This window comes from Chelatococcus sp. CO-6 (genome assembly GCF_001271345.1).
Classification (GTDB): Bacteria; Pseudomonadota; Alphaproteobacteria; order Rhizobiales; family Beijerinckiaceae; genus Chelatococcus_A; species Chelatococcus_A caeni.
Map to the genome: position 1 here is coordinate 3,517,826 of NZ_CP012398.1, position 15,883 is coordinate 3,533,708.

The following is a 15,883-nucleotide window of genomic DNA, read 5'->3' on the forward strand; positions in this document are numbered from 1 at the left end:
ATCGCCAGCGAACGAGCGACATTGATCCCTCCCCTTCAGGGGAGGGTGGATCGGTCCGCAGGACCGAGACGGGTGGGGTCAAGGCCGGGAACGGTGCTTGCAATCTCAGCCGCGCGGCCCCCTCCGTCACCGCTTCGCGGTGCCACCTCTCCTGTGCGGGGGAGGATCAAGACCTCGACGTGCATATGCGATAGCTCGCCGCCGCTGGTGGGAGAGATGACGCGGTCGCCCGATCCCGCGAAGCAATGCTGCGGCAGCCGTAAACCACCCCGTCGCACTTGCGGTGCGGCGCCATGTTCGCTACCCGTTCCCCGAGAGAGGAATTGGGAATGGGCAAGCCTGTCGATCCGCCGTCCGGTGGCAGCATCGAGAACATCAATCTCAAGGACGCGCTCGAGGAGCGCTACCTCGCCTATGCGCTGTCCACCATCATGCACCGGGCGCTGCCTGATGCGCGCGACGGCCTGAAGCCGGTCCACCGGCGCATCCTCTACGGCATGCGTCTCCTGAGGCTCGACCCCGGCGCCGCCTTCAAGAAGTCCGCCCGCGTCGTCGGCGACGTCATGGGCCAGTTCCACCCGCACGGCGACCAGGCGATCTATGACGCGCTGGTGCGCCTGGCGCAGGATTTCGCCCAGCGCTACCCGCTGGTCGAGGGGCAGGGCAACTTCGGCAATATCGACGGCGATAACGCCGCCGCCATGCGCTACACCGAGGCGCGCATGACGGAGGTGGCGCGCCTTCTCCTGCAGGGCATCGACGAGGACGCCGTCGATTTCCGCGAGACCTACGACGAGGCTAACCGCGAGCCCATCGTCCTGCCGGCGGCCTTCCCGAACCTCCTCGCCAACGGCAGCCAGGGCATCGCCGTCGGCATGGCGACGTCGATCCCGCCGCACAACGTTGCCGAACTGTGCGATGCCGCGCTCTACCTCATCGGCCACCCGCGCGCGTCCTCGGAGCAGCTTCTCACCTTCGTGCAGGGGCCGGACCTGCCGACCGGCGGCATCATTGTCGACGGGCGCGAATCGATCCTCGACGCCTACCGCACCGGCCGCGGCTCCTTCCGCGTGCGCGCGCGTTGGGAGAAGGAGGAGACGGGCCGCGGCGGCTGGGTCGCCGTGGTCACCGAGATTCCCTACGGCGTCGCCAAGGCCCGCCTCATTGAGAAGATCGCGGAGCTGCTGCAGGAGCGCAAGCTGCCGCTCCTCGCCGACGTGCGCGACGAATCGGCCGAGGACGTGCGCATCGTGCTCGAGCCGCGCGCCCGCACCGTCGATCCCGTCCTCCTGATGGAATCGCTCTTCCGGCTCACCGATCTCGAGAGCCGCGTGCCGCTCAACATGAATGTGCTGACGGCCGGCCAGGTGCCGCGCGTGCTCGGCCTGGCCGAGGCGCTGCGCGAGTGGCTCGATCACCGCCGCGAGGTGCTGCTGCGCCGTTCGCGCCACCGCCTCGGCGAGATCGAGCGCCGGCTCGAGATCCTCGGCGGCCTGCTCATCGTCTATCTCGACCTCGACAAGGTGATCCGCATCATCCGCGAGGAGGACGAGCCGAAGGCCGAGCTGATGAAGGTCTTCTCCCTCACCGAGGTGCAGGCCGACGCCATCCTCAACACCCGGCTGCGCTCCCTGCGCAAGCTGGAGGAGATGGAGCTGCGCAAGGAGTTCGACGAGCTCACCGCCGAGAAGAGCGGCATCGAGGACCTCATCGCCTCCGAGGACAAGCAGTGGAAGACGGTGGCCTGGGAGGTCCGCGAGGTCAAAAAGACCTTCGGGCCCGAGACCCCGCTGGGGCGTCGCCGCACCACCTTCGCCGAGGCGCCGGAGGCGGCCGCCATCGACCTGACGGAGGCCATGGTCGAGCGCGAGCCCGTCACGGTCGTCCTCTCCGAGAAGGGCTGGATCCGGGCGCTCAAGGGCCACGTGGCCGATTTCTCGACCCTGCAGTTCAAGGGCGACGACGCCCTCAAGGTGGCCTTCCACACGGAGACGACGGCCAAGATCCTGGTGCTCGCCAGCAACGGCAAGGTGTTCACGCTCGAGGCCTCGAAGCTGCCTGGCGGGCGCGGCTTCGGCGATCCGGTGCGCCTGATGGCCGATCTCGACGAGGGCGCGGACATCGTCGGCGCCTTCCCGTATCGGCCGGAGACGAAGCTGCTGCTGGTGTCGAGCGAGGGGCGCGGCTTCGTCGCCGCGGCCGATGCCGTCGTCGCCAACACCCGCAAGGGCAAGCAGGTGCTCAACGTCTCCGCCCCCTACAAGGCGGCCGCCTGCGTGCCGGCGGAGGGCGACCATGTCGCCATCGTCGGCGAGAACCGCAAGCTGCTCGCCTTCCCGCTCGCGCAGGTGGCCGAGATGGCGCGCGGCCGCGGCGTGCGCCTGCAGAAATACAAGGACGGCGGCCTGTCGGACGTGAAGGTCTTCGCCCTCGCCGAGGGCCTGACTTGGAAGGACACCTCCGGCCGCACCTGGACGGTGGCCGGCGACGACCTGAAGGACTGGCTCGGCAACCGCGGCGATGCCGGCCGCCTGCCGCCGAAGGGCTTTCCGCGCAACAACAAGTTCGGCGGCTGACGGGCAGCGAAGATGCGCAGGTCGCGCCCCGTCAACCTGCCGGCGCCCTATCTGAAGCGCGTCGCGCTGGTGCCGGAGAAGGTCGGCGACTGGGCGGCCTATCCCTTCTGCCTGCCGATGTTCCGGGAGCGGGAATTCGAGATCGCCTTCACCCATCCCGTCACCGTCATCGTGGGCGAGAACGGGGTGGGCAAGTCGACGCTGCTGGAGGGCATCGCCGTCAAGGCCGGCTTCGGCCATTTCGGCGGCGCGACCGGCCACCGGCTCGGCAGCCACGACGATGAGGCGACGCTTTCCGACGCGCTCGCGCTCTCCTGGCTGCCGCGCATCACCCGCGGCTATTTCTTTCGCGCCGAGACCTTCTTCTCCCTCGTGCGCTACATGGTCGAGGCCGCGAAGGAGCCGCTGAGCGGCCCGCCGCCCGACTGGCTGGAGATGTCGCACGGCGAGGGCTTCCTCGCCTTCTTCCGCGAGCGCTGCGCGGGGCAGGGCGTCTATTTCTTCGACGAGCCGGAATCGGCCCTCTCGCCCTCGCGGCAGATCGAGTTCATGAAGATCCTGCGCGCCATGGAGCGGTCCGGCCGCTGCCAGGTGGTCATCGCCACCCACGCGCCGCTCCTCATGGCCTATCCGGGCGCCGACCTCAGGATGCTCACCCGCGCCGGCCTGTTCCCGACGCGCATCGAGGACACGGACCATTTCCGGGTCCTGCGCGAGTTCTTCCTCGACCCCGAGCTTTTCGTCGATTCGATGCTGGACGAGTGACGGCGGGGGCGGGACTGGAGAGTGACGCGCAGCCTCCCCGCATCACGGCCGGGCTCGTCCCGGCCATCCACGCCCTTCACCCCTGCGCGAGCGTCACGGCGTGGATGCCCGCGACGAGCGCGGGCATGACAGTGGAGACGGCTGCGCAAATGGAACAGGAAGAGTGAGGCACAACCTCTCCGCCCGTCACGGCCGGGCTCATCCTGGCCATCCTCGCCCTTCACCCCTGCGCGAACGTCACGGCGTGGATGCCCGCGACGAGCGCGGGCATGACAGTGGAGACGGCTGCGCAAAGGAAGCGGGAAGAGCGCGGCACAACCTCCCCGAGTCATAGCCGGGCTCGTCCCGGCCATCCACGCCTTTCGACCCTGCGCGGGCGTCGCGGCGTGGGTGCCCGCGACGAGCGGGCACAACGGTGGAGACGGCTGCGCAAAGGGAACGGGAGAAGTGGGGCACAACCTCCCCGCCCGTCATGGCCGGGCTCGTCCCGGCCATCCACGCCTTTCGACCCTGCGCGAGCGTGGATGGCGTGGATGCCCGCGACGAGCGCGGACATGACGGTGGAGACGGCTGCGCAAAGGAAGCGGGAAGAGCGTGGGGCACAACCTCTCCGTTCGTCATGGCCGGGCTTGTCCCGGCCATCCACGCCTTTCACCCCTGCACGAGCGTGGACGGCGTGGATGCCCGCGACAAGCGCGGGTATGACGGCGGAAGCGGTGGAAACGGCGAAATGGCGGAGACGGGGGAAGCGGTTCGAAAGGCCATGTGGCAGTCTTTCCCAATCCGCCTGCCTCACCCGTTTCCTCAATCCTCCGCCCACATGCGCGTCAGGTTCGCGGCGCATTTGGCAAGCAGGTCGTATTCCGGCGTCTTGCCGTGCTGTTCGAACAGCCGCGTGCGCGCAGTGTCGAGGTCGAAGAGCAGCTCCCGCCGCGCCCCGTCCCGCACGTAGCTGCGTGCCCAGCCGACGGCGGCGAGGCGCTCGCCGGTTCGCACCGGCTCGACCCGGTGCAGCGTCGTCGCGGGATAGGCGACGAGATGGCCGGCGGGCAGCTTGATCGCCTCCTCGCCCGCCGCGCTCTCGATGACGAGCTCGCCGCCCTCATAGGCCTGCGGATCGGCGAGGAAGAGCGTGAAGGACACGTCCGTGCGCAGCCCGTGCATGATCGGGTTGTCGACATGCGTGCCATAGGCCCGGCCGGCGCCGTAGCGGCTGAAGAGGATCGGAGTCAGCGCCTTGGGCCGGACCGCCGCCGCAAAGACGGGATTGGCGAGGATGCGCGCCGAGATCCTCTCGCGCAGGCCCCGCACGGCCGCGCCCTCCCGCGCCTGCTCGTTGTCCTTGACGAGCCGGGCGCTGCGGCCCGCCGTCGCACGCCCGTCCTCGAAGGGCAGGTGGGCCAGTGCTTCGCGGATCTGCGTGAGGTCTTCCGCCGTCAGGACATCGCCGATGAGGACGAGCATCTTTCATGTCTCCATTGACCGGAACGGGCATAGCAAATAGCTAAGATCATGAAAATGAATAGAAATTTTAATTGTAACAATTCCATTCTCTGAGCTGGAGAACAGCCATGATCAAGTCGCGGAAAGTCTGGGTCGGCCTCGGCGCGGCCGTGCTCGCCGGCGCCGGCGTCGGCGCCCCCGCCGAGGCGCAGCCGCTGGCGCGCGGCATCGAGCAGGCGGCGCCCGGCGAGGCGTCAGCGGCTCGCGATCTCGTCCTGCGCGTGGCGGAGAGCCACGCCGGCCATGCCGCGGCTGGGGATGGCGAAGGCGAGGGCGGCGGTGCCGAGCTGGCGCCGGACCTGCGCCTGACGCGCGATCTCGCCCTCATCAGCGGTCACCTGACCGTTGGCAACGAACTGGTCGAGGCGGGGCGCTGGAGCGAGGCGATGGTGCATTTCCTCCACCCGGCGGAGGAGCTCTACGGCGGCATCGCCGGCGATCTCAAGAGCTTCGGCATCCCGCCCTTCGCCGCGGCGCTCAAGGTGCTCGCCCAGACGGTGAAGGCGCAGAAGCAGGAGGCTTACGAGGGGGCGCTGAAGACGGTGCGCGATCGCCTCGCGGCCGCCGACGCGGCGGTGCAGGCGAAGACCGCCGACTGGCCGGGCCTGACGCTCGATGCCGTGCTCGAGGTGCTCAACACCGCCGGCGAGGAATACGAAGCGGCCATCGAGGACGGCAAGTTCAAGCTCGTGGTCGAGTATCAGGATTCGCGCGGCTTCATCCTTCAGGCCGAGCAGATGCTGGCGGCGGTCGCGCCCGACCTCGAGAAGAAGAACGCCGGGGCTTATGCCGCCCTGCAGCACGAGTTGGCCGAGCTGAAGAAGGCCTGGCCCAGTGCGGTCGCGCCGGGCAAGCCGGTGCTCGACGTCTCCGAGGTGCTCGGGCTCATCGCCAAGGCCGAGATCGAGATCGGCAAGCTGATGTGAGCGATGGCGCGCGCAGGCAGCAGATTCGGCGCAGCCTTTGATCGGGCGGTGCGGCGGCCGTGGCGCGCGGCCGCCGGCGCCTGCGCCGTCGTGTTCTGTGCCGGCCTGTCGGCGGCCGAGACGCCGCCGTCCGTAGCGGCCGATGTCCTCGCCGCCTTCGCCCGTCCTGCGCGGCGCCCCTCGGCGGAGGACGACGATGCGCGGCAGGTCGCGCTCGGGCAGGCGCTCTTCTTCGACACGCGCCTGTCGGGGGATGGCAGCCTCGCCTGCGCCTCCTGCCACGATCCGCAGCTCGGCTTCGCCGACGGCGTGCCGCTCGGCCGCGGCATCGCCGGCAGCCGCCTGCCGCGCCACACGCCGGCGCTGTGGAACCTCGCCTGGGGCCGCACCTTCTTCTGGGACGGGCGGGCGACGAGCCTGGAGAGCCAGTCGACCGGGCCCATCGAAAGCCCGGTCGAGATGGGCGCGAAGCTGGAGGAGGTGGTTGCCCGCCTCTCCGACGGTTCGGCGATGCGCGCGGCCTTCGCCGAGACCTTTCCCGAGCGCCCGGTGGTCGACGGGCTCAACCTGTCACGGGCGCTCGCCGCCTTCGAGCGCACGCTCGTCTCGCCGGAGACCCGCTTCGACCGCTTCGTGGCGGGCGAGCGCGATGCGCTGACGGCGGACGAGATCGCCGGCTTCCACCTCTTCACAGGCAAGGCCGGCTGCGTCGCCTGCCACAGCGGCTGGCGCTTCACCGACGAGGCCTTCCACGACATCGGCCTTCCCGGCGACGACCGCGGCCGCGGCGCCGCCCTCGGCCTTGCGGCGGCCGATCACGCCTTCAAGACGCCGAGCCTGCGCGAGATCGCCTGGACGGCGCCCTACATGCACGACGGCGCGCTGGCGACGCTGGAGGATGTCGTCGCCCATTACGAGCACGGCATCGTCGACCGGCCGACGCTGTCGGCCGACCTGCCCAAGGGGTTGTCGCTGAGCGAGGCGGAGCGGGATCAGCTCATCGCCTTCCTCGGCACCTTGTCGAGCGAGGATCCGCCGCGGTCGGCGTCGCTGCCGCCGCATGTGGAAGCGGCGCCGAGCAGCGCCGGGGCCGTGTCGGTCTCTACTATCGGCCAGGCCGGCAAGCGCTTCGCGCCGGATCACGTGCGCATCCGCGCGGGCGAGGGGCTCACCGTGGTCAACGACGACACCCGCACCCACAACGTGCGCGTCGACGACCCGCGCCTCACCTACAGTTCCGGCGCGCAGGAGCCCGGCGACAAGGTGGTCCTGTCCTTCGAGGAGCCCGGGCAGTTCCTGGTCACCTGCGGCATCCACCCCGAGATGCGTCTCACCGTCGAGGTCGCGCCGCAGGAGCCGGCGCCGAAATGAAAAGGGCGGGCCCGAGGCCCGCCCTTCCTGATCGGTCGTGTCGCGTGCTCAGCGCCGGCGGTCGAGCGCCACGACGCTCGCATAGGCGAGGGCCGACTTCAGCACCGTGCCGAGGATGAAGGGCACGAAACCGGCGGCGATCGCCTTCTCGAAGCCGATCAGCTGGGCGAGCCAGGCGACGCCCGGCACGAAGACGATGAGGTGGCCGACGAAGAGCGAGATGGCGAGCTTGCCGTAGTGGCGATTCCAGCCCTGGTCGGCGAGCCAGCCGACGAAGGCGGCGGCGAGAAGGAAGCCCACGAGATAGCCGCCCGTCGGGCCCATGGCGTAGAGGAGCCCGGCATTGCCGCCGGCGAAGAGCGGCAGGCCGGCGAGGCCCTGCGCGAGGTAGGCCACCAGCGTCTCGCTCGCCAGGCGCCAGCCGCAGAGCGCGCCGACCAGCAGCACCGCATAGGTCTGCATCGTCATGGGCACCGGATACATCGGCACCTCGATCCAGGCCGAGGCCGCGATGAGCCAGCTGCCGAGGAGCACGACGGCGGCCCGGCGCAGGGCGGAGGAACCGACAAGACGCGCCAGGGGCGCGGCATGAGGGGTGGAGGTGGTGTACGACATCAAGGGACTCCCAATCGATGCCGCGACACTTCCTTGGCTGTGCGCCGTCGTCAAGCCCGTCGATGTGGGAAAGCTGGGGCAAGGGGCCGAAACCGGAGTGCGCCGTCGTGCCCCGGATGTTCGGCGGCATGCTGCTCATCGCGGCGCCTTCGGCGATTCATGCGCTGGTCCCCGGCTCGCATTCCGCTTCGCTGCATGTGTCCGGGGAACGGGCGTGTCGCGGGAACCCTCAGCCGAAGCGCACCCAGCCCTGCGGATAAAGCCGCTCCTGCGGCAGGAAGCGGGCCTTGTAGGCCATCTTGCGCGATCCCTCGACCCAGTAGCCGAGGTAGACGTAAGGCAGGCCGAGGCGCCGGGCCTTGGCGATATGGTCGAGGATCATGAAGCTGCCGAGGCTGCGCTCGCCATCATCGGGATCGTAGAAGGAATAGACCATCGACAGGCCGTCGCCGAGCACGTCGGTGAGCGCCACCCCCACGAGGTCGCCCGTGCCGCGGCCGTTGATGCCCGTATCCGGCCCGCGCCGGCGGTATTCGACGAGCCGCGTCGGCACGTGGCTGTCCTCCACCATCATGGCGTAGTCGAGCATCGTCATGTCCACCATGCCGCCGTCGGAATGGCGCGCCTCGAGATAGTGGCGGAACAGCGAATATTGCTCGGAGGTGGGGATCGGCTCGCCCATGGCGCCGACGAGGTCGGCATTGGCCCGGGCCACCCTTTTCAGGTTGCGCCCCGGCCGGAAGGCGTCGACGACGATGCGCACCGACACGCAGGCCTTGCAGTGCTCGCAGGCCGGGCGGTAGGCGATGGTCTGCGAGCGGCGGAAGCCGCCTTGTGTCAGGATGTCGTTGATCTCCGCGGCCCGCCGGCCGATGAGATGGGTGAAGACCTTTCGCTCTTCCCGCCCCGGCAGGTAGGGACAGGCCGAGGGCGCCGTCAGGTAGAACTGCGGCGCGTCGCGCGGTTGCGTCGTCACCTCGTTCCTCCCTCCGTCCGTTCATCGCCCGCGAGAGTATCCACTGACGATACCACTGCCCTGACGGCGCTCAAGCGCCGTTACCGCGCGTTCACGATCGTGAGCCCCGTGAGCACGTCGTGCAGCAGCCGCCGGTCGTCGCGCAGGAGGCCGACGAGGATGTCGATCACCAGCACCAGCCCGGTGCCGGCCGCGACATAGAAGAGGAGCGCGTGGACGGCCGCGGTGATGAAGTCGACCCGCGTACCGCCGGGGCCGATCACCCTGAGGCCGAGCATGCGCATGCCGATGGTCGACTGCCGGCTGCCGCCCACCGTGACCGCGCTGTAGAGCACGCCCGTGCCCGCCCCGACGAGCGGGAACAGGAACCAGGCGAGCCCGAAGGTGAAGACCCCGAGCACCGCCACGATGACGAACAGCATCACCATGAGCACGGCAATGACGCAGATGTCGACGAGATAGGCGAAGAGGCGTGGCGTCAGCACGCCCGCGGTGGCCTCGGGCGGCAGCGTCGGCATGTTCTCACTCATGGATCCCGTCCTGTCTTGAGGGAGGCGGCTGGTCGCGGTGCTTCACGGCGTCTCGCTCAGGCCGCGGGCATCGACCCGGCGCGGGGCGAGCCCGTCCGCCTCGAGCGCGGCGAGGATGGCGCGGGTGTGCTCGGCATCGCGCGTCTCGACCGTGAGGTCGATGGTGACCCCCTTGGCCGGGACATCGAGATAGAGGCGCCCGTGCGAGACTTCGAGGATATTGGCACCGAGTTCCCCCAGCCGGCTGGCGACGCGGCCGAGCAGCCCCGGCCTGTCACTCGTTGTAATGCGGAAGGAGACGATCCGTTCCGCCCGCTCCAGCTCGCGCACCATCACCGAGGCGAGGAGCCGCGCGTCGATGTTGCCGCCGCACAGGACGAGCCCCACCTTCCTGCCGCCGAAGCGGTCCGGCCGGGTGAACATGGCGGCGAGGCCGGCCGCACCCGCGCCCTCCGCCATGGTGCGTTGCTGGGTGGCATAGGCGTTGACCGCCCGCTCGATGGCCGCTTCCTCGACGAGGATGATCTCGCTCGCGAGCGCCCGCACGATCGGCAAGGTCATCGTGCCCACCGTCTTGACCGCGATGCCCTCGGCCAGCGTCGGTCCGCCGATGGGCAGGTCGCTGCCGGTGATGGCATTGTGGAAGGAGGGGTAGAGCAGGGCCTCGACGCCGACGACGTCGATCCCGGGCTTCAGCGCCTTCGCCGCCACGGCGATGCCGGAGAACAGGCCGCCGCCGCCGATGGGCACGATGAGCGTGTCGAGGTCCGGCATGTCGGCCAGCATCTCGAGCGCGATGGTGCCCTGGCCCGCCATGACGGCCGGGTCGTCGTAGGGGTGGACGAAGACGAGCCCTTCCTCGGCGGCGATGGCGCGGGCCCGCTCGGCCGATTCGTACAGCGTCTCGCCGAAGAGGACGACGCGCGCCCCGTGCGCCCGGGTGTTCTCCACCTTCACGAGGGGCGTCGCCTCGGGCATCACGATGGTGGCGGGAATGCCGAGCCGCCGCGCGTGATAGGCGACCGCCTGGGCGTGATTGCCGGCGGACATGGCGATGACGCCGCGCCGGCGCTCGTCGTCGGTGAGGCGCGTCAGCTTCACCAGCGCGCCGCGCTCCTTGAAGGAGCCGGTCGCCTGCATGTTCTCATGCTTGACGAAGACCTCGGCGCCGGTGAGCGCCGACAGGCGCGGAGCGGGCATCATCGGGGTGCGCAGCACCTTTCCGGCGACGATGGCCGCCGCCGCTTCGACATCCGCGAGGGTGATGGCGTGCCGCTCAGCGGTCATTCCCGATACGTCCTCCAGCATGGCTTGCCAGCCGCTCCCCTTAATCGACGCCGACCGCGCGGCCTATCGCAGATGCTGCGCGCGGTGGCTCATATCTCGCGCGGCACCAGGTGGCGTTCACCGAACAACCCGCCCGGCCGCAGCACGAGGAATAGCACGAGCAGGCAGTAGACCGCGATGTCGCGCAGCTCGATCGGCAGCGCCGCCGACCAGGCGGCCTCCACCGCGGCGATGACGAGCCCCCCGGCGAGCGCGCCGGCGACGGAGCCGATGCCGCCGACGACCGCCGCGACGAGCGCCTTCAGCCCGAGCGCCAGGCCGCCGGAAAAGCCGACGCCGCCATATTGCGCGACCATCAGGAAGCCCGCGAGCGCGGCAAGGCCAGTGGCGAGGGCGAAGGTGATCGAGAACAGCACGCGCCCGTCGATGCCGAAGAGGGCGGCGGCCACGGGATCGTCGGCATAGGCCCGCCAGGCGCGGCCGAAGCGCGTGCGCGCCAGGAGGAGCATGAGAAGCCCGGCCGCCAGCGCGCCCGTTGCCGTGACGAGGAGCGACATGGGCGTGACGGTGACGAGGAAATCGCGGGCGCCGGCGATGCCGAGCGTCGCATTCCAGACAGGCGGCACCCAGCGCCCGCTCTCGCCCTGGGCGAGGCGCAGGTATTCGGCGAGCGCGATGGAGAGCCCGACCGTCACGATCACGATCTGCTGGCCCTTGAGGCGCAGCAGCGGCGCCACGGCAAGCCGCCCCGCGACGAGCCCGTGCAGGGCTCCCGCCGTCACCGCGACCACGAGGCCCGACAGGAGGCCGGGCAGCGGCGTCACGGCGCCGCCGGCGACGGAGAGCGCTATGGTCAGCGTCGCCGCCATGCCGCCGAGCACGGCGAATTCGCCGAAGCCGAGCATGATGCGCCGCACGAGGCCGAAGATGAGCGCATAGGAGGCGGCAAGAAGGCCGTAGATCGCCGCCATGGGCAGAGCGGCAAGGGCCTGCTGCAGGGCGTAGGCGAGGGGCGAGGGCAGCTGCAGCACGCGCGCCGAGGCCGCCCTCCGCTCCGGGTCGGCCGCGGCCGCCTCGGGCGTCTCGAGATAGAAGCGCTGCAGGAAATAGACCGAGGCGTCGTTGAGCGCGCCCCGCTCGGTCGTGATGCCGACGAGCCGCGCCTTGCCGGCGGCAAAGCCGGCCCCGGCGAAGCGGCAGGTGATGGCGCGCCGGCGCGTGCTGCGCGGGGTGTCGACTTCGTAATGGATCAGCACCTCGTTGCGGCCCGGCCCGGGGCGCGGCTCCGACAGGCGAAAGTTGGCGCCGTCGGCATTGAGGGCCGGGATCGCCTGCCGGCAGATGCGCGCCTGTTCCGCATCGACGCCGCGCCCGCAGCCCGCAAGGGCGAGGCAGGCGGCGAGGAACAGGAGGACGCGGCGCAGCATGGCCGCACTGTAGCGGGCGCCGCGCGCCGGGAAAGGGGCCTTTTAGAGCGCGCGGGCGAGCCTTTCCGCAACCCGGGGCGCGAAATACGTCAGGATGCCGTCGGCGCCGGCGCGCTTGAAGGCGAGGAGGCTCTCGACCATGGCCCGCTCGCCGTCGAGCCAGCCGTTGCGGGCCGCGGCCTCGATCATCGCGTATTCGCCCGACACCTGATAGGCGAAGGTCGGCACGCCGAAGGTGTCCTTGGCCCGGCGCACGATGTCGAGATAGGGCAGGCCCGGCTTCACCATGATCATGTCGGCGCCTTCCTCGAGATCCGTTGCGATTTCGCGCATGGCCTCGTCGGAATTGGCCGGGTCCATCTGGTAGGTGCGCTTGTCGCCGACGAGCGTCGCGCTGGTGCCGATGGCGTCGCGGAACGGCCCGTAGAAGGCGGAGGCATATTTGGCCGCATAGGCCATGATCTGCACGTCCTGGAAGCCGGCCCCGTCGAGCGCGGCGCGGATTGCGGCGACGCGCCCGTCCATCATGTCGCTCGGGGCGATGATGTCGCAGCCGGCTTCGGCCTGCACCAGCGCCTGCCGCACGAGCAGGGCGACCGATTCATCGTTGAGGATGGTCTCGCCGGCGAGCAGGCCGTCATGCCCATGGCTGGTATAGGGATCGAGCGCGACGTCGGTGACGATGCCGACCTCCGGCACGGCGCGCTTGATGGCGCGCACGGCCTGGCACACGAGGTTGTCGGGATTATGGGCCTCGCTGCCGGTCTCGTCGCGCAGGGCCGGGTCCGTATAGGGGAAGAGGGCGATCGCCGGGATGCCGAGCGCTGCCGCCCGCTCGGCGTCGCGCACGGCCATGTCGACCGACAGCCGCTCGACGCCCGGCATGGAGGCGACCGGCACGCGCAGCTTGTCGCCGGCGATGACGAAGAGCGGCCAGATGAGATCGTTCGTCGTCAGCACGTTCTCCTGCACCAGCCGACGGGCCCACGGCGCCTTGCGGTTGCGGCGCGGGCGCTTGACGGGCACCGGCAGGGCCGGCGCAGCGAGCGTCTCCCCGCCCGCACGCTTGCGCTCGTCGAGGGGGCTGACGGTCTTGGATGTCATGGTGTCGCTCTCGAAGTCTCGCTCGTGCCGCAGGTCGGGCGCTTCATGCAGGTCCGGCATGGCGCCGTCGCTGTCCATCGTGCCCCTTGCCCTAGCATGATCGCGCGGCGGCCCGGAAGACGTGCCGATGCCGCACAGGCATTCGCCGGACGCCGGGCCGTGCATTTTTCCCCGCCGTGCCTCGCGCCGGTGCGCGTTGACGCTCGGCACGCGCGCCGGCACCTTGCCCGTCGAAGACGTGCTCGATGCAAGAACTTATGGGAGGAGACGACGTGCAGTCCGATCAGGCGGCGGAAGCGGAAATCCTGTGCGAGCGGCGCGGCGCCGCCGGTGTCGTCACGCTGAACCGTCCGAAGGCGCTCAACGCGCTCACCCTCGGCATGGTGCGCGCCATGCGCGCCGCGCTCGACGCCTGGGAGAAGGATCCGGCCGTCACCCGCGTCGTCGTCACCGGGGCCGGCGGCAGGGCCTTCTGTGCCGGCGGCGACATCCGCCGGCTGCACGATCTCGGCCGGGAAGGGCGTATCGACGCGGCGCGTACCTTCTGGGGCGAGGAGTACAAGCTCAACGCCCGCATCAAGAGCTACACCAAGCCCTATGTCGCGCTCATCGACGGCATCGTCATGGGCGGCGGCGTCGGCCTGTCCCTGCACGGCAGCCACCGGGTGGCGAGCGAGAAGCTGATGTTCGCCATGCCGGAGGTCGGCATCGGCTTCTTCCCGGATGTCGGCGCCACCTACGCCCTGCCGCGGCTGCCGGGCGCCGCCGGCACCTATCTCGCCGTGACGGGGGAGCGCATCGGCCTTGCTGATGCCTGCGCCCTTGGCATCGCCACCCACGCGGTCGCCTCCTCGGCCATGGGGCAGGTGCTGGACGATTTATGCGCGGGCGGCGACATCGCGGCGGTGCTCGCCGCCCATGCCGTCGATCCCGGCGTGCCGCCGCTCGCCGGCGAGCGGGCGATGATCGATCGCTGCTTTGCGGGGGAGGACATCCCCGACATCCTGAATCGATTGCTGAGCGAAACTGGCCAAGGCTCTGAAAATGCAGGCAGGCTGGCGGCGCTCATGCGCACCAAGTCGCCGACCAGCATGGCGATTGCCCGCGAGCAGATGCGCCGCGGCGCCGGCCTCTCCTTTGCCGAGGCCATGCAGCTCGAATACCGCATCGTCTCGCGCATCGCCGAGGGGCACGACTTCTACGAGGGCGTGCGTGCCGTGATCGTCGACAAGGACCAGGCGCCGAAATGGCGCCCGGGGCGCGTCGAGGAGGTGACAAGCGAGGCGATCGCGGCTTATTTCGCTCCGTTACCGGAAGGCGACCTCGCCATCGATTGAGATGGCCGGCCCCTTCCGGGCGGAAAGGGGTGATGGCATGTTCCAGCGCAGCGGAGACGACGAGGCTCGTGGCGGCGGGCAGCCGGGCCGGCCGCCCGGCACCACGCGCGGGCTGCTCGACGCCATCGCCCTGCACGAGCGGGCGGCGGCCCTGCGCTGGGACCAGATGCTCGTCTGGTTCATGCGCGTCATGGCCTGCGCCTGGCTGGTGAAAGGCCTCGGCGCCTGGGCCGTGCTGCTCGGCTTCGGCCCGGGGGAGGGCGTCGCCTTCGAGGCGCGCTCGCTGTCCTTCCAGGCCACCATCATCTACTTCGCCGTCATCGACCTCGTGGCGGCCGTCGGCCTGTGGCTGACGAGCACGTGGGGCGGCGTGATGTGGCTTCTGGCCGTCACGAGCCACATCATCCTCGCCTTGTTCTTTCCGCGTATCGTCATGAGCAACGCCATGACGCTGAGCGCATTCGTCTCGCTCATCCTGCTCTATCTCGCGATTTCGTGGAAGGCGGCGCGCCAGGAAGACTGATGTCTTGCGCGTGGCGGGCCTTCGTTTGCGGACTAATCGCAAGGCCCATGCGGCGACTGGCAATCTTTTCCCTTGCACCGGGCGTCGACGTCAGTTGCAATAAGCCGGAACCTGCAGCGAATGCGGGAAGGAGTATGCGAGGCATGTCCGCCGAGTAGCCGTAACGGTCAACGATTGTTGAGATTTGATTTACGACGTTTCGCAAAGATTTGATTCATCGTATTGTTTAAATTCGTCTTCATCGGCGCAGGCTATCGTACTCCTCATAAAAGGCCGGAAGATCACAATCCGGCCTGCGTAACAGGCGATGGGGCGTATGATGGGGACTGTGATGAAAACGGTAGAGCCGACGCCGGTTCATTCCATAGACGCTGAAATCGGTCCGCTCTACTTGGAAGCTCTGACCCTCGTGGAGCGGCTGCACCGGCGTCTCCTGGACGTCATCAAGGACGAGTTCGAGCGCCGCGGGCGCACGGACGTCAACGCGGTGCAGGCTCTCCTGCTCTACAACATCGGCGACAAGGAGCTGACGGCGAGCGAGCTGCGCACCCGCGGCTACTATCTCGGCTCCAACGTGTCCTACAACGTGAAGAAGCTCGTCGAGATGGGCTACCTGCACCATGCCCGCTCGCGGGTCGACCGTCGCTCGGTGCGCATCAGTCTGACCGATCGCGGGCGCGAAGTTCACGAGATCGTGTCCACGCTCTACGACAAGCACACGCGGACGATCGAGACGATCGGCGGCGTCACCGCCGAGGATTTCCGCAACCTCAACCAGGCCCTGGTGCGGCTCGAGCGCTACTGGACGGATCAGATCCGCTACCGGCTCTGACCTTCTCTCTCCCATGGCTCGCAAGGCATCCGGCGGCTGGCACGGCCGCCGGATGTTGCATAATTGCAGCGCCCGGGTTTTTGCGCGCGGCAGGGCCGAACCATGGCGCCG

Annotated in this window: 14 protein-coding genes; 7 read left to right on the top strand and 7 right to left on the bottom strand. The window is 69.5% G+C overall.

The window, feature by feature from the left end; all coding sequences use genetic code 11:
* Window positions 1–329: 329 nt before the first annotated feature.
* Window positions 330–2,576, top strand: coding sequence for a DNA topoisomerase IV subunit A (gene parC / locus AL346_RS16510; RefSeq protein ID WP_019404174.1), 2,247 nt, complete (start codon window positions 330–332; stop codon window positions 2,574–2,576).
* Between the two features lie 12 nt (window positions 2,577–2,588).
* Window positions 2,589–3,341, top strand: coding sequence for an AAA family ATPase (locus tag AL346_RS16515; RefSeq protein WP_019404175.1), 753 nt, complete (start codon window positions 2,589–2,591; stop codon window positions 3,339–3,341).
* Window positions 3,342–4,145: 804 nt separating this feature from the next.
* Here the strand turns inward: AL346_RS16515 and AL346_RS16520 are convergent.
* Window positions 4,146–4,805, bottom strand: a complete 660-nt coding sequence (locus tag AL346_RS16520; RefSeq protein WP_019402309.1) for a Fe2+-dependent dioxygenase — start codon at window positions 4,803–4,805, stop codon at window positions 4,146–4,148.
* 107 nt (window positions 4,806–4,912) lie between these two features.
* Here AL346_RS16520 and AL346_RS16525 point away from each other — a divergent pair, with 107 nt between their 5' ends.
* Both AL346_RS16525 and AL346_RS16530 read left to right on the top strand, forming a co-directional pair.
* Window positions 4,913–5,770, top strand: a complete 858-nt coding sequence (locus AL346_RS16525; RefSeq protein WP_053193868.1) for a hypothetical protein — start codon at window positions 4,913–4,915, stop codon at window positions 5,768–5,770.
* 48 nt (window positions 5,771–5,818) lie between these two features.
* Window positions 5,819–7,141, top strand: a complete 1,323-nt coding sequence (locus tag AL346_RS16530) for a cytochrome c peroxidase (RefSeq protein WP_197286573.1) — start codon at window positions 5,819–5,821, stop codon at window positions 7,139–7,141.
* A gap of 48 nt (window positions 7,142–7,189) precedes the next feature.
* Here AL346_RS16530 and AL346_RS16535 read toward each other — a convergent pair whose 3' ends face one another.
* From AL346_RS16535 to hemB, 6 genes are all read right to left on the bottom strand, one after another.
* Window positions 7,190–7,756, bottom strand: a complete 567-nt coding sequence (locus tag AL346_RS16535; RefSeq protein ID WP_019401196.1) for a biotin transporter BioY — start codon at window positions 7,754–7,756, stop codon at window positions 7,190–7,192.
* A 229-nt stretch (window positions 7,757–7,985) separates the two neighbouring features.
* Window positions 7,986–8,732: an arginyltransferase gene (locus tag AL346_RS16540; RefSeq protein WP_019401195.1), complete on the bottom strand. Its 747-nt coding sequence runs from the start codon at window positions 8,730–8,732 to the stop codon at window positions 7,986–7,988.
* A gap of 80 nt (window positions 8,733–8,812) precedes the next feature.
* A complete protein-coding gene (locus tag AL346_RS16545) occupies window positions 8,813–9,262 on the bottom strand; it encodes an RDD family protein (protein WP_040403744.1) in 450 nt (149 codons plus the stop codon).
* Window positions 9,263–9,304: 42 nt separating this feature from the next.
* Complete coding sequence (locus AL346_RS16550; RefSeq protein WP_019401193.1) at window positions 9,305–10,549, bottom strand: threonine ammonia-lyase; 1,245 nt, start codon at window positions 10,547–10,549, stop codon at window positions 9,305–9,307.
* Window positions 10,550–10,638: 89 nt separating this feature from the next.
* The gene (locus AL346_RS16555; RefSeq protein WP_053193871.1) at window positions 10,639–11,976 is read right to left on the bottom strand and encodes a branched-chain amino acid ABC transporter permease; all 1,338 of its coding nucleotides are present in this window, start codon (window positions 11,974–11,976) and stop codon (window positions 10,639–10,641) included.
* A 42-nt stretch (window positions 11,977–12,018) separates the two neighbouring features.
* On the bottom strand, window positions 12,019–13,158 hold the full coding sequence (gene hemB, locus AL346_RS16560) for a porphobilinogen synthase (protein WP_019401191.1): 1,140 nt from the start codon (window positions 13,156–13,158) through the stop codon (window positions 12,019–12,021).
* Between the two features lie 194 nt (window positions 13,159–13,352).
* On the opposite strand from hemB, the gene AL346_RS16565 reads away from it, so the two are divergent.
* The 3 genes from AL346_RS16565 (at window position 13,353) to ldtR (ending at window position 15,772) form a co-directional block, all read left to right on the top strand.
* Window positions 13,353–14,417 carry an enoyl-CoA hydratase/isomerase family protein gene (locus tag AL346_RS16565; RefSeq protein WP_245258853.1) on the top strand — a complete coding sequence of 355 codons (1,065 nt, stop codon included), beginning with the start codon at window positions 13,353–13,355 and terminating at the stop codon, window positions 14,415–14,417.
* 37 nt (window positions 14,418–14,454) lie between these two features.
* Complete coding sequence (locus tag AL346_RS16570) at window positions 14,455–14,940, top strand: DUF6163 family protein (RefSeq protein ID WP_019401189.1); 486 nt, start codon at window positions 14,455–14,457, stop codon at window positions 14,938–14,940.
* A 331-nt stretch (window positions 14,941–15,271) separates the two neighbouring features.
* Window positions 15,272–15,772: a transcriptional regulator LdtR gene (gene ldtR / locus AL346_RS16575; RefSeq protein ID WP_026014968.1), complete on the top strand. Its 501-nt coding sequence runs from the start codon at window positions 15,272–15,274 to the stop codon at window positions 15,770–15,772.
* Window positions 15,773–15,883: the final 111 nt, after the last annotated feature.

Coding starts and splice junctions, on each gene's coding strand:
- parC (WP_019404174.1), top strand. CDS start 330: ATGGGCAAGCCTGTCGATCCGCCGTCCGGTGGCAGCATCGAGAACATC.
- AL346_RS16515 (WP_019404175.1), top strand. CDS start 2,589: ATGCGCAGGTCGCGCCCCGTCAACCTGCCGGCGCCCTATCTGAAGCGC.
- AL346_RS16520 (WP_019402309.1), bottom strand. CDS start 4,805: ATGCTCGTCCTCATCGGCGATGTCCTGACGGCGGAAGACCTCACGCAG.
- AL346_RS16525 (WP_053193868.1), top strand. CDS start 4,913: ATGATCAAGTCGCGGAAAGTCTGGGTCGGCCTCGGCGCGGCCGTGCTC.
- AL346_RS16535 (WP_019401196.1), bottom strand. CDS start 7,756: ATGTCGTACACCACCTCCACCCCTCATGCCGCGCCCCTGGCGCGTCTT.
- AL346_RS16545 (WP_040403744.1), bottom strand. CDS start 9,262: ATGAGTGAGAACATGCCGACGCTGCCGCCCGAGGCCACCGCGGGCGTG.
- AL346_RS16550 (WP_019401193.1), bottom strand. CDS start 10,549: ATGACCGCTGAGCGGCACGCCATCACCCTCGCGGATGTCGAAGCGGCG.
- AL346_RS16555 (WP_053193871.1), bottom strand. CDS start 11,976: ATGCTGCGCCGCGTCCTCCTGTTCCTCGCCGCCTGCCTCGCCCTTGCG.
- hemB (WP_019401191.1), bottom strand. CDS start 13,158: ATGGACAGCGACGGCGCCATGCCGGACCTGCATGAAGCGCCCGACCTG.
- AL346_RS16570 (WP_019401189.1), top strand. CDS start 14,455: ATGTTCCAGCGCAGCGGAGACGACGAGGCTCGTGGCGGCGGGCAGCCG.
- ldtR (WP_026014968.1), top strand. CDS start 15,272: ATGAAAACGGTAGAGCCGACGCCGGTTCATTCCATAGACGCTGAAATC.